Here is a 20,202-nt window from a genome sequence, read left to right as displayed (position 1 = left end):
ACGCTATGTTTGATTTACTCAGTTAAGATTCTATTGTTTAAATTGGGCAATTGTTTTTGTTCGCTGGGAGCGTGGTCTAGCTTGGTATGATTCTGCGTTTGGGACGCAGAGGTCGCGCGTTCAAATCTCGCCGCTCCCATTTTACATATTTATACAAAGAATTATGATATTATTCGCTGAACGATGAAGAAGAGTTAGAGTATGGACAATTGAATGAAATAATCTATTGGCTCTGAGTTTGGCATTAACTTTTTATCAATATGTGAGATTGAAACATTACTTGGCTTTCAAAAGAAAAGATTTTCTATTAATTGTTGGAGTTCTTTTTTTTCTAATTGGGTTGATGGGGGTTGGACTTCCTCCAATTTATGCAATAATCATCTCATTAACCATATATTTTGGAATTCGTATTTTTGTTGGACGTAGGAAAAAGATGATTGAAGAATCTGTAGGTGAAGGAATATGTGTAAAATGCGGTTCAAAAATTGAAAATAAAAAATGTCCAATATGTGACAGAAAAAAATTCAAAAATGTATGATTTCTACGAGCGGTTTATACTGATTCATGCCTAATTTTTCATATTGACCTCAAAAAGATATAAGACTTTGACAAACGGATCAACTTTTTCTCAATTTGATTCTATTATTGTTAAAAAAAGGAATATGAGTAGTACATGCATTTGAAAAATCCTCTTTTATTTGGCCTAATGGCGATTTTATTACTAGCTGGTACTATCACCCCTGGAATGTCACAAAGCTCCTTTGATTCTCAAATTTTGATTAATGAAGTTGAAACTAATCCTCCTGGTTCTGACACATCTGAATTTGTAGAACTTTATAATCCGACATCAATAGATATTGATGTTAGTGGATGGACAATATCTCCTTCTGCAACTTGGAAGGCATATGAAATTCCTGATGGTACAATAATTAGTTCAAATTCATTTGCTGCTTTCACACATGTCAATTTTTGGTTTAAAGACTTTGGTGAAACTATTACACTTAGTGATACATCTGGTAATCTAATTGATGAGACTCCATTAATTGAAGATTTAGAAAATAATAATTTTTCATGGCAAAGAACTACTGATGGATTCGATACAGACTCTAATTCTGATTGGGAGTTGAAACGAATGACTCCAAAATCATCAAATGGGAAACTTGTTGAAACTGAAGAAAGTATATTTTCTCTATCTGCAACTCTTGGTGGCACTGAATACGTTTTTAATGAAACTGTAACAATTGCTGGATCTGTATCTGAAGAATTGTTTACTAGCTTATCTACCCCTGAGATGATAAAAATCAACATACAAGGCCCAAATTATTTCAAAAATCTTGCTCTATTTCCTGATCGAGATCTAGGTTTTTCAACAACATTGAATCTTCAAAAAGTTTTAGGTTTTAACCAGGGTAGTTATGATGTAAAAGTTTCTTATGGTGAATACACCTCCGAACTAAATTTCACTCTAAATAATGAAGATGATTCATCTATATCTGAATCTACAAAAAATAATTTAGAAATTTCTACCGATAAGGAATCTTATATTCCTGGCGAAACTGTAATATTATTTGCCGATACTAATTCTGAAATACAGTATGGTGGATTAGATTACACTGTAACCAATCCAAATCAAGAAATTATTTTTGAAGGAACAATCTTCCCAAATGAAAAATTCTCAAAAGTATTTCAGCATGGTGCAGGAGAGTTATTTGCATTTTCAACTCAATTATTTATGGAAACTGTAAATCCTGTTTATGGCACATATACAATTGAAGGTACTTACAAATCTCAAAATCCTCTTTATTATTCATCTGAAGATGTCATAAACACAAGTACTAGTTTTGTCTTATCTGAAGATGTTAAAGAAGATGTTTTAATTTCAATATCAACTGACAAAGAAATCTATGCTGTTGGTGATATCATAAAAGTCACTGGTAGGAGTAATGACATTTGGGTTGAAGATCTTGAATTACGTGTTATGCAAACCGGTATTTTGTCATCATCTGCTATAGGTTCAGATGCAAGATACCTCGCACCTGATCCATTTGATTTACAGGATAGAGTAAGATTGAATGGAGATGGAACTTTTGAATATGAATTTAAAATCGTTGAAAATAGTTCTGCTGATGAAAATTATGCAAGCTCATTTGGTGATTACAAAATAGTTGTTTCTGAATACTTTGGAGATGGAACCACATCTTTCAAAGTTGTTGAGGATCCTGAATCATTTGTTGATGTTAGAACTCCACTTGGGTTAAAAATGGATAAATCTAGCTATGTACTAGGCTCCAGTTTATCATTGACTGGAAAAATTTTGGATTATCACCAAGCCGAAATTGGTAACAGTATGCGTAATTCTGTAGAAATAACTTTCACTGATTCTTCTGGAACTACGGTAAATTATGTTTTTGACAAAAACAATGCAAGTAATGAAGCAGCAAAAGGAACTAATGGCAAAATAACAACGCCTATAGTATTCACTGCATATCCTGACTCTGTAGGAGGTTATGAAGTGGATGTTGTATTACATCCAATACAATTTGATTATGGAATTTATACTGCAAATGCTTTACATCAAATTTCTGGTACATCTGAATCCATTACATTTGAAATAAAATCTGCACAATCTGATATTATTCCTGAAGTTGAATCTCAAGAGCCACTTACTATGGAAATCTGTAAAAGTAATCGTGCACATGTTGATGAAATCCTAAAAGATTTGAAAAGTATAGGTAAAGGTGAAATTGCACCTTCCATGGAATCTGTTGTATGTGGTGAAAATCTAAAATTTAATGTTGGTGATAAATTAGTTGTAACTGGAAAAGTAATTCCAAAAGATGCAAGATCCTTGACATCTACATATGCCGATAGAGATTCAGATTCTCAAACTTCTACTGGTCATTCTTACAGTACTAATTATAATACCGCAATGATGAACTATGTTGAAGTTTCAATACCTTATCCTCGTTCAATGACTGTTTCTGGTGCTTCAAGTGTAACAACAGTGCCTGATGCAGATGAGAATTACACTGGCGGTGGTGGTACAGGCACTGGCGGTGCATATTATGAGGATGAAGATGGAAATATTATTCGTGGAGATGAAGACAAGAAAACATCTCGAACTGATGATGCAAAACGAACTGGATATGACGGTACTATCTTAATGAAACAACAAAAAATACTTCTAACTGATATGCGGTACAAGGCATATCCTGACGATAATGGAAATTATGCAACAGTATTTGAATTACGTGCAGGTGTCTTCAAAGATGGTATTTATGCAGTAAAAGCTGATTATTTTGGTCATCACGATGAGACCTCTGTGAAAATTATTGACACTTCATTAAAAGGTGGATTAGAACCATCAATATCTGTAAACTTGGAAAAGGATGAATTCACTTCTGGTGATACAGTTCGAATTTCTGGAAAAATAAATAATATCTATTATTATGATAGCGTATCTGTAAGAGTAGATCTACCTAATGTTTCAGAAATTAACTGCTTTGAAGGTCAACAATGTGGATTTGGAAATTCTGAAAAGAAAATAAGAGTCCAAGAAGGTGTTAGCGGTCCTGGATTTTTCTGGAATTATAAATTACCTAAAGATGCTCCTTTGGGATTATACACAATAGTTGTCGACACTCATTTCGGTGAATTTGAAAAATCATTCTTTGTAGTAGATGAATCAGAAGTTATTGGAACACCTGCACCAGAAGCAACTATTTCCAAAAAAATTATTGAAAAATTTAATAGAATTTCTGATGATAAAATTCCAATTGTGTTAACTGAAAAATCTACTGATGATTCAACTTTATCGCCTCGTGTAATCCAAGGTTCACTATTCACTTCTGCCAGAGGTGAAGAATCTGATGTAAATCTAAGAATCACTACTTCAAATGGTCAATGTGTAATTGGTCAAGGTTCTGACTGTTTAGTTACTGAATCAACTAGAAAACCAGGTGCAATTTACTCAATTGTTACAATTGATGATATCAATTATAAAATTAGATACAGTGGAGATGATGTTAGATTAGAAAAATTCTCAATTGTACCTGAAAATTCTTCTTCTAAAATTGATATTGATAACTGGAATGTAGAAATCATCAAAGATGAGCAACCATCTAGATTCTATTACAAAGTATCATACGTGGCATTAGAGTAAAACACAAAACCTTCTCTAAAATTCTCATAATATGAAAATTAATCTCTTAATGTTCTATCAAGATGACCCAAAAAAATGCACAGCTGCCAAATTAATAAAATTTGGATTGGCAAAAAAAATTACAAAATCTCAATCAAAAACCGCCCTTTTACATCCATTTGCTCAAAAAACACTATTCAATCATGAAAAGTCATCTTTCAACTCTATCACAGGAATTGATTGCTCATGGGCTCTGGCCGAAGACGTTTTCCAAAAAAATTTTGTTGGGGCAGCTAGAAAATTACCGCCTCTTTTAGCCGGAAATCCCGTAAATTATTCAAAAATCAACAAGTTGACTACCGTCGAAGCAATAGCAGGAGCTGCCTTCATCTTAGGTGAGGAAGAATTATCTCAAAAACTACTTGAAAAATTCAACTGGGGTCATACATTTTTGGAATTGAATGAAAATCTCTTACATGATTATCAAAAAGTGAAATCTGAAGATCAAGTAAATGAAATAATACGTGAATATGGCTATGCTATATAATTAAGAAAAAATTAAGTTATTCAATGGATAAAACCTCAAAATTATTTGATGTATGGGCAAAGACCGGTCGCTCCGAAGAAATGGAAAAAGGACATGGCACCACGGTAAATCAATTTTTAGACAAATTATCCTTGAAAGAAAAATTTAGATTTCTTGATATTGGTTGTGGTAATGGCTGGGTAGTAAGAAAAATGTCCCAAAAACCATCTTGTGTAAAAGCAATTGGAATTGATAAAAGTAAAATGATGATTAAAAATGCAAAATCAAAAATTTCCTCTACTAGAGAAAGTTTTTTTGTTACTGATCTTGAATCATGGAATACAAAAGAAAAGTTTGATGTAATTTTCTCTATGGAATCATTATACTATTCTGTCCCGATGGAGCCTGCATTGGAAAAGGTATTCAAACTACTTAAAAAAGGAGGAACTTTTTACTGTGGAACTGATTTTTACAGTGATAATACTCTGACTACTAGATGGGTAAAAGACATGAATATTCCAATGGATCTACGTTCTGAAAAAGAATGGAAAAAAATGTTCAGAGAGATTGGATTTACTACTCGCTCAAAACATGTCACAGATCCAAAAAATAAATCCAAATGGAAACGTGAATTTGGAACTCTATTTGTTATTGGCAGAAAGCCTTGATCTTCTAATTACTAAAACTGCAATTATACTAAAAATCGGAATAATCAATAATACATACCAATAATTCGTTTCTGATTTTTTTATCTCAATCATCATTTCCGTCTTTGGAACTTCTTTATCGTTTGAAACAATTATGAAACTTTTTGAATATTCATATGGTTTCAATACATTTTCTGATGCTGCAAAAATTTTGATTGTATGAACTCCTTCAATTATATCTGAACTTTTATCTAGATTGATACTTGCTTCCCCATTCACTATCTCTTTAATTCCATTTAGAATGATTTCCCCTTTAGAATCTACAATAAAGTAGTGAATTTCAGATGCATTTTCTGCCGAAACACGAATCTCTTCATCTGAATTTACTACATATGGCTCTGAAAATTCAACTGAATTAATTGATGGAAATTTGACATTTTCAAAGTCTTTCCATTTTCCTTGCTCAAAAACATAATTTCCATAATCAAATGATTTGATAACTATTGTTCTTGAATCTGGGGAATATCTATCTAGATAAAATGGGCCATTACTAATTACCGCGTGATTGTTTTCATCAATCCATTTTTTACTTGAATCGTATCTAATATTTTGAAAATCATTTTGCGGATTAAACTGTATTAGTGCATCAGGTGTATGTTCATTTTTCTCAAAAGTATCCAATTGCATTTTAACCTGATTTGCATCATTTGGAATTATCAATGAAAGCCAATTGATATTTTTTGTAATTGATTCTGTTCGTGAAAATGAACTTTTCCCATCCATTACAATTTTTTCCATTGATGCCATGATTTCCCAAGGCATACTACTCCAAACGCTTCCCCATGATGCAATCTCTCCTGAATCAAAATGCCAAAAATCAGTATACACCTCAATTGTATTTTCATCAATTACACGTATTCCTTTCAATGTGTTCAAAATTTGAGATGCTTGTGGGGAAAAATCCGCATCATATGTTCTGTCATCTTCTGTTCTTTCTGAACCCCATTCTGATAGGAAGTATACTGAATAGATTATGTCATTCATGTTCATCTCTGGACCATGATGCCATTGGTTGAACTTCAAATCATAAGTAATCTTACTTTTTGCAGAAATCTCATTTCCTACTTTATCCCACATTTTTGAATCAGGATTCCACATTATTGCATCATTTGGAACTTGTACCGATGAATTAATTCCATTTGTTTCTACCTTCCATGAGCTTCTAATTGGAATCATTTCCCCTGAAAATGGATGTCCTGTTAAAATTGGGTCAGAAATTGAAAGCCAAATTTGATTACTGTATGTATCTCCTAATCCTCCAATAGGATTCCATGCTGCTTGGTAAATCTGTTTTACACCGACATCTAGTGTACCTGAATCCGTCCTAACATTAATTGGTGTAAATCTACTTGGAACTCCTGCTCCCAATGCATTGATTATTCCATCTACATTTTCATTTACAACATATTGATCAATTTTACTTGCAAGAAATATCCGAACTGATTCGTTTACTCCTTCCTTCATTGCATCTTTGATAATACTTGTTCTTTCATCTTTATCATTAAACTCTCCAGAGTAAATTCTCTGAGTTAATTCATCTAATTTCTCATTTTCATAGTTCCAGTTTGCTGGGTTATTATTTCCAGGCATGCTTGAAAACCATGGAGAATACATCTGAGCAAGTGTTACTGAATCATATCTAGTAAAACCTGAGCTCCCCCATCCTTCTGTGTATAAACTCCATTTTTGTTCAGCAGGGTTTGAACCATAAACTACAACGTATGCCTTATTCAAATCTCCAAACTCTTTATTCACTTTAAAGCCAATCTCTTCTAACTCTGATGATAGAATTTCTCCTATTGCTTTTCTAACCGGATCATCACTTCTAATAAAAAATGTAATTTCAATTGGTTCACTTTCATAATTCCATATACCATCAATTTTTTCTGCTCCTCTTGCACTCAATTCATCTGAAATTATGTTTTCAGCAAACGATGGATTGTATCTAAATTGAAACGTCTCAATAACATCCAAGACTCTCAAGTATTCCGCAGAAAAACTTCCATAATTTGAAAACATTGGTGTTCCATAACCTCCTAACAACTCATTGACAATCAAATTTCTATCAACTAGAAAATTCACTGCATATCTTACCTCTTGAATTGAAAACGGATTGAAGGGTCCTTCATCTGTTGGATTCAATAAAATACTATAGTACCCTCCAGTTGACTCGTACACTTTCAACGTGTCTCTTGATTCAGAATCCTCTAATCTATCTGAAGAAATTCTATAATAGTACATATCCAGATTTCCATTTTTTACTTCTTCTAAGGCTGTATTCTCATCAAGATATTGAATAAATTTTATCTCATCCACATACGTTCCTTTTTGAGCAAATGCTGTTGGGATTATGGATATTAAACAAATAATGAGAATTATCTTGAAAATTTTCAACTGTTTCAACTAATGCATCACCTTGGATAAATTTTAGCATTTTAATACAATTGTAATTGATCTGAATCATACATGAATCCAAAATTGGCTGTAAAGGGAATCAATGGTATAATTGAAGGTGGAATAAGCGTAACAGATTTCGCAGTTGTTACGGAATTAGATGAAATTAGTGCAAAAGAGTTGTTGTACACGCTGGTCCAAAATGGAATTGGTGCATGGAATGATGATTTGGTAGATTTTGATATTCCTCACGATAGACTTCAAACCGCATTATTTGCAATCACTCTTGGTGCAACAATTGAAGATGTTTCTGAATATCTTACTTGGAGAGATTTTGAGGCAATCACCGGAATAATTCTTGAAGAAAATGGCTTTGACGTAACAAAAAATCTAGTCTTGACAAAACCTAGAATGGAAATTGATGTGATTGGGAAAAAAATGAATCTTGCATTATTGATAGATTGCAAACATTGGAAAACTATGAGCAAATCTGCATTAGATGAAATTGTGAAAAAACAGATTGAACGTGTCAAACGGTATGTTGCTGATGAAGACATCACAGCATTACCTGTAATAGTTACACTTCATCAAGAAGGAACTCAACTTGTTGAAAACGTACCAATCGTACCTATCATGAAATTGCCATCCTTTTTAGATGAATTTGTAGGAAATCTTGGTTCTCTAAAATCTATAGAAAAATAGACATTGCAAAAAGACCTGCATCTGCTAACAAACACCACTTTGTGATGCTCATTGTTTTATCCATTACCTTTGAATAATCTGAAAATATTGTTGGTCCCATCACTTTGACATTTGTTTGATGTTCTAATACCTCGAATGTTCCCTCTTTGATTTTTGATTCTGCATTTTTTGCTAATTCTAAATACCAGTTTGCTAGATCATTTGGTTTTGACACCATTCCTAATTGGAAATATCCATTTCTATTTCTGGCACCGCTTGCTGTATAGTGTGTATCTGATGTACAAATCTCAATCAACTCATATCCGTTATTTGCAAAGTGTGTCACAATCTGTTCTCTTACTCCATTTTCCATATTGTTGGCATCTGCCCATCCTAGGAAGTAGTTTTTATTGTTAATCTCTAAACATAAAGTTGCAATTCTTCCCTCAGCAATATCATTTTGATTCAAATTCATTTTTTCAGAATTTTCAAAACCAAACTTGAAGGAATGACTCTCTTTTGTCTTTAATGTATCAAGTGTAGATTTTGCTGCCAGAAGCAAATCTTCTGAATCTTCTTTTGAAATTTCTTTTCCCATTGCATTGTGTGTATCTACTATCAAAACCTGTTCAAAATTTCTGTTTTCAGCAAATTGTTCAATTTCACTTCTAACATTCGGTGGTAAATCTTCCATTCCGTGAGGTGATAATGACAAAAACAATAATGCAGTTCTATCAAAGAGCAGTCCTGAAGCACGTGCTTTGTTCATTGTTACTGATACAGGTTCAGTACACACTGCACCGTTCTGCTTAGATTTACTTTGTTGCAAACTCTGCAAATAATTTTGAACCTCTTTTTGTGTAGGTAAATTTAGATCATGATTTGAAATACTATGCATGACCATTGCAGTAGAATCCATTTCTTTGTAAATTAGTCCTGTAATGTTACTTCCTCCTATTGGATGAAATGGTCCTGGATGAATATCTGGCAGAACTATTCTAAAATCATTATCTTTGTCTGTTGATTGAAATTTCAATTGGGATGTTGACACTGTGGATTCTGTAGAACTTTTTTCAATAATTTCTTCTAATGGGGCAGGATCTTTTCTTGACATTGATGTTACATATGCTTGAATTAATTCATGTGTACTTTTCAATCCAGGTCGACCTGCTTTGTCAGTAAGATAAGACCAAGCTGTTGCTAATCCCAAAAATGCACCGCCAAATAATATAATCCATGGATTTGTAAGTGAACTAATCCACATGTCTGATGGAACTAAAACAAGATACATTGCCATTGGCTGAATAAATGCAACTGCCCATGCTTTTTTCAAACTTGCACCTAAGATTGTTGTAAAAATTCCAATTCTAAAACTAGCAAAAACTACCATTCCCATTGTTACATAAAATAAATCCAACCCATCTTTTTCAAATAATCCCATTGCGCCATAACCTATCAATGTGCTAACAAAGAACAATCCATTTCCAAACAACGAAACATGAAGTGACTTTGAATATTCTCTATGTTTTGCAAATAAAATATCTAAAAATTGAGTTCCAACTAATGCTGCAATTACTGCTAATGTTGGAAAGATTAATTCTGTTGAACCTAGATAAGTTGAAGCCGTAAATGCACCAATTAATCCTGCAATTGCAATTGATGCTGCTAATGAAATGTAATGTGATGATGGATTGATTAGTGATAATGTGTATTTGTCATGTATCTTACTGACGTCGTCTTTTTCAGGCATTTTTTGATCAAGGAATTAACAGTATATCTAGTAACCATGATACTATGATTAGACTAATTGGAACAGAGACCACAATTTTTGGATCTACTTTAACACCTTTAGTCTCATCCTCAAAAAATCTTAAAAGACCTGCACCGGATGCTGGAAGTGCTGCACTTGTTTTCTTATCTCCCATGACTCAAACCAAAAAATTACGCATAAAAAGTTTTTGACTACTTTTTCAACTTGGATATCGTATCAATCAGTAAATTAATTGATTTTAGGATATTTTGTTGCTTATCTGGATCTTTTTCCTTTGACAACTCATCAGTCATGATTTGTAATTTTTCTTCTAATTTTTTTACAGGTGACTCGTCTTGAGGTTTCTCGTTATTCTTCTCAAGTTCTTTATCTGGTGATTTTCCGCAACTAACACATAATGCATCGCCGTCTTTCATCACCCTCACTCCTTTGCAATATGGACATGGTTCGCTAAGTAATGTGGCTCCACTTAACAACATCTCAATTGCCTTTTTTCTAACCTCTTCTGACATGTTTATCCTTAGTATACGACCTAAAAAAATTGTATTTTTATCTACTAAGGCTTAATAATATGATAATTCAAAATATTTCGAACTAATGGCGGTAATTTGTAATACTTGTGGTCTTCCTGATGATTTATGCGCTTGTGGTGATTTAGACAAAGATAGTTCTCAAATAATTATTCGTTTAGAGACTAGAAGATTCAAGAAAAAAGGAACAATGATTGAAGGACTAGATCCTAAAATTAACAACTTGGAAAGTGTGGCAAAAGAGCTAAAAGGAAAATACGCTTGTGGTGGAACCGCAAAAGAAGGATACATTTTCTTACAAGGTGATCATCGAGACACAATCAAAGAGGCACTTGTTAAGTTAGGATTCTCTGAAGAAAAAATAGAACTTCATTAGAATTATCGTGTCTCTCTTACCAAATATTTTACATGGTTTTGGAATACCTTTTTCTGCTTTAATGTCTGTAATTTTTGGTTTGATGATTGTATCATTTCCATTGGGCGCTTATGCAATTTTTAATTCTGATATTGGAGATGACATTGATTACACTTACCCATTAGAAAAATTTGATATTTTTATTGCAGGTGTAAATCTTCAGATTCCGTTAGAGTATCAGATAGGTGATCTGTTCATAATTTTTTGGTCTATTTTTGTAATTTTATTTGTAATCTCATTTCTAGGTCCTAAAAAGAATTTTATGAAAATAATTGGAAACATTTTGTCAAATGAAAAAACTTCCTTTTCTGATAATTACATGCTTAACATTATCAAATGGTTTTCAATACTTGTCTTAGTTTCTGCAGTAATCACAATAATTCAAGAAAGCTTTGGAATTGTAACTGAACCTCCTGATACTGCAAATGATCTTATTTTATTCTTACAAATATCATTGGCTCCTATTACTGAAGAAATTGGTTTTCGCTTAATTCTAATTGGAATTCCACTATTCTTAATTTATTCACACAAATCTTCGATAAAGTTTTTCATAAAATCACTGTGGAGTCCATATTCAAACTTACATGTCTACGATAGCAAAAAAGCCATTGGACTAATTGTCATTGTTGGAATTTTCTTTGGTGTGGCACATGTTATCTCTGGTGAACCGTGGACAACTGGCAAAATTTTACAAGCATCTGTTGGCGGAATAATTCTTGGTTGGGTTTATTTCAGATATGGCTTGGCTGCAGCAATAATTTTACACTGGGCAACAAACTATTTCATCTATTCTTATCTATTTTTGATATCTGAACTTAATGGAATTTCTGTACAAAATGCATCTAATCATTCCATGATTGGCACATTTGAAGTAATTCTAATTGTATCTGGAATTGTTTCTCTTGCAATGTTGTTTCTTCAATACAAAAACTCTCTCAATTCTGCGATAGTTTCAGAGTAATTATTTCTCAATAATTTCTCTAATTTTCTTACAAAACTCTGGTTTGATATTTTGTTTTATAACAAATTCTAAATCTTCTGAATTGTCGATATCTAGCATCAGTCTGTATATCAAACCAATTGAAATTTTTACATCATTTTTTTGCGCTGATTCAATCTGAAAACTGTAACTTCCTTCATCATATCTGGGTGTCATGGAATTGATGGGGCTTCTAAGTAACGCATTAGTTCCATCAAAATGTCTTGATGGTACTACTATCACTGAATTGTCTACTGAAAATTTTAACAATTTTTCAAGATCTTCAGAATCAAAAAATGGGACATCTAAAGGCAATACAATGGAATGTGTAAATTCATTATCTATCAAATATTTTTCTGCTAGTTTGACAGCATCATTTACACTTGTTTCATGTTCATCCTGAATTTTTTGGCAATCATATTTTTCTATAATATCTGTAACTTGTTCCTCATTTGTAACGACAATTGTTTTATCAATTAACTTTGAATCATGGATGGTTTTGATTACTTCTTCTAATAGTAACCTGCATAGTGAATTTGTTTTTTCTTCAGATAAATGTAATCTTGTTTTAGATTTTTGAAATGTCTTAACGGGAATTATTACTGATGTTTTCAATTATAATTTCAATTGTTTTAAAATGAATCCTGCAAGTGCTTCTTCAGCTATTTTATTTTGCATTTTTATTTTTGTATCTAATACTCGTATATCTAATCCCTCAATTTTTGATTTTTGAGCTTTATCTTTTGTATCTATGATCATTTTTGAGCAAACATCTGCATAAAATTGTGCTAAACCAAATACTGAAACCTCAATACCTGCAGCTTCCATATACTTGTCTGCAGGTCCGCTAAATGATTTGTTTCCTATTAGTGGTGAAACTGCAACTACTTTCTTTTTATTTTTAGTTAATTCTTTTCTAACTCCTTTAATTCCCATCATTGGTCCAATACTTGTTAGTGGATTTCCTGGTGCAATTACTACCAGTTCCGCATCTTGAATTGCAGCAATTGCATCTGGATTTGGTCTTGCTTTGTCTGCTCCAACATATTGAATTCCTTCAATAGTTCCTCTACCTCTATGTTTTACCCAAAATTCTTGTAAATGCAAATCTTCGCCGTTTGCTGTAATTCTTGTTTCAACTGTATTGTCTGTAATTGGAATAATTTTGGATTCTATTGCAAATTTTTCACACATCCATTGTGTAATGTCTGAAAGATTTTTTCCATTCTTTAACATGTTAGTTCTTGTTAGATGTGTAGCTGCATCTCTATCCCCAACTCTAAACCATGTTTCTTCTCCGAAAACTTCCATTTGTCTTAGGAAATTGTTAGTATCTTTTTTTACGCCCCATCCTTTTTCTTCATCTAAAATTCCTGATAATCCATAAATTATTGTGTCAATATCTGGACACACATACATTCCATATAGCCAATAATTGTCTCCAACATTGCTAATTACTGTAACCTCTTGATCATGTGCTGCAAATCCTCTAACCATTTTGATAGAACCTGTGCCGCCAGCCAATATTGTAATCATAATTGTTTACGAAACTCCCAAAACAATGACTACATATTACTTCTTCCAAATGATCGCAAAAAACTATCCTCTAAGTTAGATTTATTATTAAGAGTAAAAAAATCGCTACGTGTCTCGTACAGGAATCTTAGTAGCATCTTTGGCAGTAATTATGCTAGCATCTACTGTAGGTCCTGCTTTTGCAGCACAAATGGAATTTAGAACATGGGTTGAACCAGGTGCAACTGATGAAGTTGAGATAAAATTCCAGAGAACTGTGATTATCAATTATGATCAGGGTGGAATGCTTGCAGATGAACTTAGAGGCCAAAAATTCGCAAAAACCTTCACTGTAACCTCTACTGATCCTGGAGTAAACGAGTTACGTGATAGAATTAATTACCAAATATCTCAATTAGGAAGTTCAGCTGCTATAACTGATGTTCAAATTGATTATGATACTAAATTAACCGGTCGTGGCTTAAACACCTCTATTGATTATAAAATCATTCTAACTATGTCAATTACAAATCACGTACTTCGTGAATCTTCTGGCGGAAACTCTGGTTTAGTTGATATGAACTGGAGAGGACTAGCCGTTCCTGATGAAGTTACTGTTAATGCAAAAGGAATTCCTCATGAAATTAACTTACCAATCTCATTTATTGCTGATGTTGCACCAGGATTACATTCTGCAATCTTGGGAAGTGAAGCTGAAACATTATTGAATGCTCCAATCATGGATGCAAGTGGAATTAAAGCACAACCATTAGGCAACTGGCACTTCTTATTTGACCCAACTGGAATCAATGTAGATGCTTCACAATACGGAATGTATGATGAATTAGCAGGAGTTGTTTGGTCATCTTACACAATGGGAGAGAGTAGTCTCAGAGAAGGAATTCAAACAGAAAAAGAATTTGCAGCATCATTTACTACTGATACAACTTATGATTTACGAACAATTGAATCTGCAGATGCAGCAAACATTTTCTTTGCAGGATTTTCAAACATTGACGTTTTAGATAATACTGAAGTTGTCGGTGTTTATCCTGAAGCACCTGAAGGCTTTGCAACAACATCTACTGGTCAATTCCCTGTCATGATCATTTACGGAATGGCTGGAATGGCAGGTATCGGTGGAATTGCAGTCTTTATTGTTAGTGAGAAGAAACGTAAAGGTGATATCAAAGCCGGAAATGTACAAACAGGTATTGATCCTTCACAATTAGTTGGTGCAGATACAAGTACAGGCTCTGGTGGTTACAAAACTAACAGAGGTGAAGCACATCTAAAATCTGATGATTACGAACATCACAGAAGTGTTTATGACGAAAATCCACAAGTTGAACAAAAAACTGAACCAGCACCAGCAGAAGAAACAAAAACTGAACCAGCACCAGCAGAAGAAACAAAAACTGAACCAGCACCAGCAGAAGAAACAAAATCTGATGATAGTGCATCTGACCGTGGCTCAATGCCAAAAGGTTGGTCTCCAGAATAATAGTGCGTGCTGGCCGTAACCCTCTTTCTGTTTTACACATTATTCCGCTTTGCAGCCTACCTGAACCAGATGCAGAATTCTATAGTTCTGTTTGGCTTTGCTCCTTGTGGGTCAGATTTCTCATTCTCTTTTTGGAAATCTCAGATTTTGTCCTCATCGTACACTCCAAGAGAGATTTTTTTCTGCTCTGTTGCCAACCATCTCTGATTGCCCATCTCCGGACCACAATTTCTGCAAGGAGAGAGGAGTTTCCTCTGTCGTAACAGCACTGTGCACCAGCTCGCACTTGTAATTTTCCTAAAAGTTAATCAGTTATTTCAAGATATCTAAAAAATTAGGCGTTAAAATAATCGTCATCATCACGTTCCTTGTGTGATTTTGCTCTCATGGTGTAAATTTTCTGCATGATATTGACGTAAATCTGATAGATGAATTTCACCTGGATGATTTTTGGCATAATGAAATTTGCAAAAGACCTTGCATGAACTTCTGAGAACCTATGATTTCTAACCACTATTGCAGATTTTCCGCTCTTATCTAAAATGCTCAAAGTCTTTGGGCTAAATGCGGTATCCGTTTGGTTACCAGCTCCTAAGATCAACAAGGCATTCTTTTCTTTTTTGAAATTCTTTAGTAGTTCTGTTATGATGTTTGAATCTGAATAAACTTTCTCAAACTGAATCTTCGGTAATTCCAATTCAAACATTTTTTCATTAATTCTGTTAACAATTTCTGTTTCCTGTTTTGGATCTTCAATAACTCCTCTAATAATACGAATTTTTGATTCCTCCATTTTTTGAAATGAGTTGGCAATTTCTAATCCCAAGTCACTATGCCTTCCTTTATCGTATGCAACAACAATATTTTTCATATCTTCATCAAATGTTTTTCTTAACCTAACTCCGATAATGTCACATGTTGTAAGTGAAAGCAATTTTCTATTATTTTTCAAAAAGTCAAAGTCAATCAATAGCGTATTGATATCTTGTTCTTCTGTAGTTTGTAAAATTGCTTCAGTTGGGTCATGTGCTAATCTTACTAGGTATCTATTTCTCAAAGAACCTGTAATTTCTCTCTTGAACTCTTCAATTGCCTTTAATCCCTTGTCTCCAAATCCATGTGTTAATGATAATGGTGTCTGTCGTGGAACATTTACTACATCTAAAACCGTAATTTCTCCATCCTTATCTTTTGCAATTGATCTTGCCATCTTGTACATTTTTGCTGCAGAACGTTTGTCAAAAACCATCAGTACTCTGTATTTTTTTCGTAACTTTGGTCCCTGCGTAAAAACTAACGGTGCATTATGCTCTAACTCTTTTTTTGATGTGTAAAATTTGTAAATAACAAAACCAATTGCTATCCAGATAATAGCTATTAACCAACTTTCTGGATGTGTAAACAGCAAGTAAATGGAAAGACCCATTGCTGTCACAATTCCTATTATCGGAATCAACGGAAAGAGAGGCGTCTTGAATCCATATTCTACAGTTGATGCGTACAATCTTCTAATTGTAATTGATGCCAAGTTCACTTGAGTAAATAAAAATAGGAACATCACACTTGCAGCAAATGCAATTGCTGTCAAATCCATAGATACTGCCAGAATTAGCATGATTATTCCTGAAACAATTGTTGCAACGAATGGTGTTCTATACTTTGGATGAATTTTACTAAATACAAATGGAAGATTATACTGCGTACCCATCGCAAAACTAACCCGACTTGCAGCAAATGTTGTGGCATTCAATGCAGAAAGTGTAGATACTAGGCCTCCTGCTAGAACAATTAATGCCCCAAATGGCATAAACTGATCTGCTGCTTCAATTATTCCTAATTCCCCAAAACTTCCAATAAACTCCCACGCGGGCATTCCAATTACTGATTCGTTTAATCCTCCGATGAAAACAAACGTAAACAAAATGTAAACTGAAACTACAATTCCAAGAGAAATTAAAATCGCCCGCGGAATATTCTTTTTTGGATTTCTTATCTCATCTCCTGCTTGTGAAATTATCTCATAGCCCTCAAATGCAATGAATGTTAATCCCATTGCCAATGCTAATCCTGCTACGCCGCTAGGAAGAAAATCTGTATAGTTATCAGACCAGTTTGGATTTGCAAACATCATTGCACCAATTGCTGCAACAATTAGTATTCCAATAATTGCTAACTGTGTAAATGTAATTGCGTTACCAACCTTTCCAGTATCTGATGAACCTCTGACATTAACAAATGTGAATATAATAATTGCAATCACTGCTAGAATTTTATCTACCGGAATTCCTGTATCATCACCAATTACTCCTGATGTTTTTAGAAGATGGGCAAAAAATGAACCAAATGCAACTGCATAAAGACTTCCTGCAATAGTATGTCCAAACCATGCCATCCATCCGCTAAGATATGCATTAGGCCTTGGTAATCCTTCTCTTACCCATTTGTAACCTCCTCCTGTTGCAGGAAATGCAGAACCCAACTCTGCATATGTCAAAGCTGTAAAAACTGTAATAATTCCATTAAGCAAAAATGCAATCATTAATGCAGCACCGGCTTGTGCCATACCTGGTCCAACTAGGACAAAAATGGCGCCTCCAATCATGGATGCCACTCCAATCATGATTGAATCTTTTAGCGATAAGCTACGAACTAATCCTGATTCAGATTTTTCAAATGTCATACAACTTCCGCAAAATGTAGATGAATAAAGCCTTGCCTCTATCTGATTATGACTATGTACCTTTGACCATATTGAATAGCTGTCTTACAATCATCTTTGGATGATGTGTTGCAAGCTTTACCATTTTTGATACTCCAAAATCTGCACGAATGAAATCTAGAAACTCATCTGCTGTTAACTCTTCAATTATGCTTAATTCCTTATCCCATTCATCATCTGTTAATCCTACCCATCTGTTCTGCACTTTTCCTGCAGAATTAATTTTTGATTCGATAGCTCTTTTCCATTCTTTTTCGTATGGGTTTAGCGATGCCTCTGTTGTATCTCCATTTTTTATTGCATCTGCTGTAACTTGACCTGCAACTTCTCCAAATCTAATTGCGTATCTTATTCCTTCTAACACTAGAGGATTTGCTTGACCTGCAGAATCTCCAACCAGAATTAAATTATCATAAACTGTTTTTCTCGATAGTCCATCATTTGGAATCAAACCATAATGGAATTCTATTTTTTCAATATTTCCTAAATCTTTGATAGGACCCAATTTCTTTTCTAACAACTCGTTTAATCTTACAGTTGGATCTACATCTGAATCAGGCTTTCCAATCCCTACTCCAATTCTTGCAGTATCTTTTGATGTTGGAAAAATCCATGCATATCCTGCTGGTGAATATTCTTGTCCTACCATTAGCCACCAATTATCATGTTCTAATTTTTCTGTCTTTACCTCAAACTCTGCACCTGCACCAAACTTTTTCCATTGAGTGACATAGCCTAGTTCTTTGGCAATAACTGAAACAAATCCGCTTGCATCTATTACCACTTTGGAATTAAACTGAATTTGTTTACCATCTGATTTTGCAATAACTCCCACACATTTTCCTGTATTATCTTTCAAAACTTCTGTAACGTTTGTGCTTGTAAATAATTCACTTCCTGATGTTTTTGCTCTATTTGCTAGGAATCTGTATGTTTTTCTTACATCTAATACTGCAGCCTTTGCAATCTCACCTGAAATTTTAACAGAATTTTTTGGTGAACAGAAAGAAAATTTCTTTATTGGATTGTAACATTCTTCGGGAATGCCAAATTTTTTAATATCTGAAATCCATGTTACGCCACTTGTTCTAACTGTCTGTGCTATTTCTTTTTCTTTTTCAATTAATGCAACTGTACAGCCACTTTTTGCAGCCATATGTGCTGCAGATGAACCTGCAGGACCTCCTCCAACTACCACTACATCAAAATTTAATTCTTCCAACTAAATTGATTATTTTTTTGAATATTATAATCTACACAATCAATTATTTTCTTAACATGTTTATCTTGGTGTAAATTAAGACTAATTATGGCAGATACAGATGTTATTCCTTTTGTTTTGTGGTCTGGATTAACTGCAGCATTAATGATTATAACAGGACTTGTCTACAAAGCCTACCAAAAACGAAAACCAAAACTCACATCTTCAAGTAGTGATTCAAACCTTTCATAAATTATTCAAATAAAATTTTCTTTTCTTTATAGAGATTTTTTGGATCCGGTTCTGAAACTGCAGCAATCAGTGCTTTTGTGTAAGAGTTTTCTGGATTTGATAACACTTTTTCAATTGTTCCAATTTCCATTACTTTTCCTGATTTTAAAATTAAGATGTTATCTGCAAAATGTTTTGCAGTAGCTAGATCATGTGTAATGTATATCATCGAAATATTGTTCTCTTTTTGAATCTCTTTCATTAACTCTAGAATTTCTGCACGAATTGAAACATCTAGCATTGATACTGGTTCGTCCGCAATGATAATTTCAGGCTCAACTACAATTGCTCTTGCAATTACGACTCTTTGTCTCTGGCCTCCTGACAACATATGTGGATGTTTTTTGGCAATCTCTTCGGCAGGTTCTAGTTTTACTTTTTGTAATGTCTCAATCACCCTTTGTTTTCTTTCATCTTTTGTACCTAAATTATGAATCTCTAATGGCTCACTAACTATATCTGAAATTGTCATTCTTGGATTTATCGAATCATACGGATCCTGGTAAATCATTTGACATTTCATTCTGAATTTTTTTAATTCATCTGAATTATCTTTAATCTCTTTTTCATTATGAAAAATTTTTCCTGAATCTGGTTTGATGGCTCTTAAAATTAATTTTGCAATAGTTGATTTTCCAGAACCTGACTGTCCTGCTATAGCTAAAATTTCTCCTTGTTTTAGAGAAAAATTTACCGCATCTGCTGCAATAACTTCATTTGAATCTGATGAAAAAAAGTTTTTTTTCTGAAATTTTTTGGTCAGATTTTCAATTTTTAGTATTTCTTCCATCATTGGTATTATATTCAACTGGGATAAGAAATTTATGC

Annotated in this window: 18 protein-coding genes, 1 tRNA gene and 1 other RNA gene; 10 read left to right on the top strand and 10 right to left on the bottom strand. The window is 33.6% G+C overall.

What is annotated here, in order from left to right; translation table 11 throughout:
- Window positions 1-65 precede the first annotated feature (65 nt).
- From T478_RS04865 to T478_RS04845, 5 genes are all read left to right on the top strand, one after another.
- Window positions 66-139: transfer RNA gene (locus tag T478_RS04865), tRNA-Pro, on the top strand.
- 141 nt (window positions 140-280) lie between these two features.
- Entirely contained in the window at window positions 281-538 is a 258-nt protein-coding gene (locus T478_RS04860) for a hypothetical protein (RefSeq protein ID WP_052433891.1), read from the top strand.
- 168 nt (window positions 539-706) lie between these two features.
- Entirely contained in the window at window positions 707-4,162 is a 3,456-nt protein-coding gene (locus tag T478_RS04855) for a lamin tail domain-containing protein (protein WP_160271576.1), read from the top strand.
- A 31-nt stretch (window positions 4,163-4,193) separates the two neighbouring features.
- Window positions 4,194-4,688 carry a DUF367 family protein gene (locus tag T478_RS04850; RefSeq protein WP_048105559.1) on the top strand — a complete coding sequence of 165 codons (495 nt, stop codon included), beginning with the start codon at window positions 4,194-4,196 and terminating at the stop codon, window positions 4,686-4,688.
- A gap of 23 nt (window positions 4,689-4,711) precedes the next feature.
- On the top strand, window positions 4,712-5,335 hold the full coding sequence (locus T478_RS04845) for a class I SAM-dependent methyltransferase (protein ID WP_048105558.1): 624 nt from the start codon (window positions 4,712-4,714) through the stop codon (window positions 5,333-5,335).
- On the opposite strand, the gene T478_RS04840 is transcribed toward T478_RS04845, so the two are convergent.
- Window positions 5,309-7,777 (bottom strand): ABC transporter substrate-binding protein, encoded by a 2,469-nt coding sequence (locus T478_RS04840; RefSeq protein ID WP_048105557.1) that lies wholly within the window; start codon window positions 7,775-7,777, stop codon window positions 5,309-5,311. The genes T478_RS04845 and T478_RS04840 overlap by 27 nt on opposite strands.
- Window positions 7,778-7,840: 63 nt before the next feature.
- Here T478_RS04840 and T478_RS04835 point away from each other — a divergent pair, with 63 nt between their 5' ends.
- On the top strand, window positions 7,841-8,470 hold the full coding sequence (locus T478_RS04835; RefSeq protein ID WP_048105556.1) for a restriction endonuclease: 630 nt from the start codon (window positions 7,841-7,843) through the stop codon (window positions 8,468-8,470).
- Here the strand turns inward: T478_RS04835 and T478_RS04830 are convergent.
- From T478_RS04830 to T478_RS04825, 3 genes are read right to left on the bottom strand one after another with little or no spacing between them, the layout of a single operon-like run.
- Window positions 8,457-10,199, bottom strand: coding sequence for a DUF2070 family protein (locus T478_RS04830; RefSeq protein ID WP_048105555.1), 1,743 nt, complete (start codon window positions 10,197-10,199; stop codon window positions 8,457-8,459). The two genes, T478_RS04835 and T478_RS04830, sit on opposite strands and share 14 nt — an antisense overlap.
- Before the next feature lie 7 nt (window positions 10,200-10,206).
- Window positions 10,207-10,374, bottom strand: coding sequence for a preprotein translocase subunit Sec61beta (locus T478_RS07490; protein ID WP_082008732.1), 168 nt, complete (start codon window positions 10,372-10,374; stop codon window positions 10,207-10,209).
- Between the two features lie 37 nt (window positions 10,375-10,411).
- A complete protein-coding gene (locus T478_RS04825; RefSeq protein WP_048105554.1) occupies window positions 10,412-10,732 on the bottom strand; it encodes an Sjogren's syndrome/scleroderma autoantigen 1 family protein in 321 nt (106 codons plus the stop codon).
- Between the two features lie 85 nt (window positions 10,733-10,817).
- On the opposite strand from T478_RS04825, the gene yciH reads away from it, so the two are divergent.
- Window positions 10,818-11,126 (top strand): stress response translation initiation inhibitor YciH, encoded by a 309-nt coding sequence (yciH, locus tag T478_RS04820; RefSeq protein WP_048105553.1) that lies wholly within the window; start codon window positions 10,818-10,820, stop codon window positions 11,124-11,126.
- A gap of 7 nt (window positions 11,127-11,133) precedes the next feature.
- Window positions 11,134-12,126, top strand: coding sequence for a CPBP family intramembrane glutamic endopeptidase (locus T478_RS04815; RefSeq protein ID WP_238573560.1), 993 nt, complete (start codon window positions 11,134-11,136; stop codon window positions 12,124-12,126).
- On the opposite strand, the gene cofC is transcribed toward T478_RS04815, so the two are convergent.
- A complete protein-coding gene (gene cofC, locus T478_RS04810) occupies window positions 12,127-12,759 on the bottom strand; it encodes a 2-phospho-L-lactate guanylyltransferase (protein ID WP_048105551.1) in 633 nt (210 codons plus the stop codon).
- Window positions 12,760-13,680, bottom strand: coding sequence for a 2-phospho-L-lactate transferase (cofD, locus tag T478_RS04805; protein ID WP_048105550.1), 921 nt, complete (start codon window positions 13,678-13,680; stop codon window positions 12,760-12,762).
- Between the two features lie 109 nt (window positions 13,681-13,789).
- On the opposite strand from cofD, the gene T478_RS04800 reads away from it, so the two are divergent.
- Window positions 13,790-15,163: a hypothetical protein gene (locus tag T478_RS04800; RefSeq protein ID WP_052433889.1), complete on the top strand. Its 1,374-nt coding sequence runs from the start codon at window positions 13,790-13,792 to the stop codon at window positions 15,161-15,163.
- A 4-nt stretch (window positions 15,164-15,167) separates the two neighbouring features.
- Here the strand turns inward: T478_RS04800 and rnpB are convergent.
- The 3 genes from rnpB to T478_RS04790 form a co-directional block, all read right to left on the bottom strand.
- An RNA gene (gene rnpB, locus T478_RS07415) (RNase P RNA component) lies at window positions 15,168-15,447 on the bottom strand.
- A 50-nt stretch (window positions 15,448-15,497) separates the two neighbouring features.
- Complete coding sequence (locus T478_RS04795; protein WP_052433887.1) at window positions 15,498-17,843, bottom strand: amino acid permease; 2,346 nt, start codon at window positions 17,841-17,843, stop codon at window positions 15,498-15,500.
- Between the two features lie 52 nt (window positions 17,844-17,895).
- Window positions 17,896-19,104 carry an NAD(P)/FAD-dependent oxidoreductase gene (locus tag T478_RS04790; RefSeq protein ID WP_048105549.1) on the bottom strand — a complete coding sequence of 403 codons (1,209 nt, stop codon included), beginning with the start codon at window positions 19,102-19,104 and terminating at the stop codon, window positions 17,896-17,898.
- An 87-nt stretch (window positions 19,105-19,191) separates the two neighbouring features.
- Here T478_RS04790 and T478_RS07660 point away from each other — a divergent pair, with 87 nt between their 5' ends.
- Window positions 19,192-19,335 (top strand): hypothetical protein, encoded by a 144-nt coding sequence (locus T478_RS07660; RefSeq protein ID WP_160271575.1) that lies wholly within the window; start codon window positions 19,192-19,194, stop codon window positions 19,333-19,335.
- Between the two features lies 1 nt (window position 19,336).
- On the opposite strand, the gene T478_RS04785 is transcribed toward T478_RS07660, so the two are convergent.
- Complete coding sequence (locus tag T478_RS04785) at window positions 19,337-20,164, bottom strand: ABC transporter ATP-binding protein (protein ID WP_048105548.1); 828 nt, start codon at window positions 20,162-20,164, stop codon at window positions 19,337-19,339.
- Window positions 20,165-20,202: the final 38 nt, after the last annotated feature.

Origin of the sequence: Candidatus Nitrosopelagicus brevis (assembly GCF_000812185.1) — an archaeon.
Classification (GTDB): Archaea; Thermoproteota; Nitrososphaeria; order Nitrososphaerales; family Nitrosopumilaceae; genus Nitrosopelagicus; species Nitrosopelagicus brevis.
Note: the sequence above shows the minus strand (reverse complement) of the source record. Positions and strands in the feature narration are given on the sequence as shown.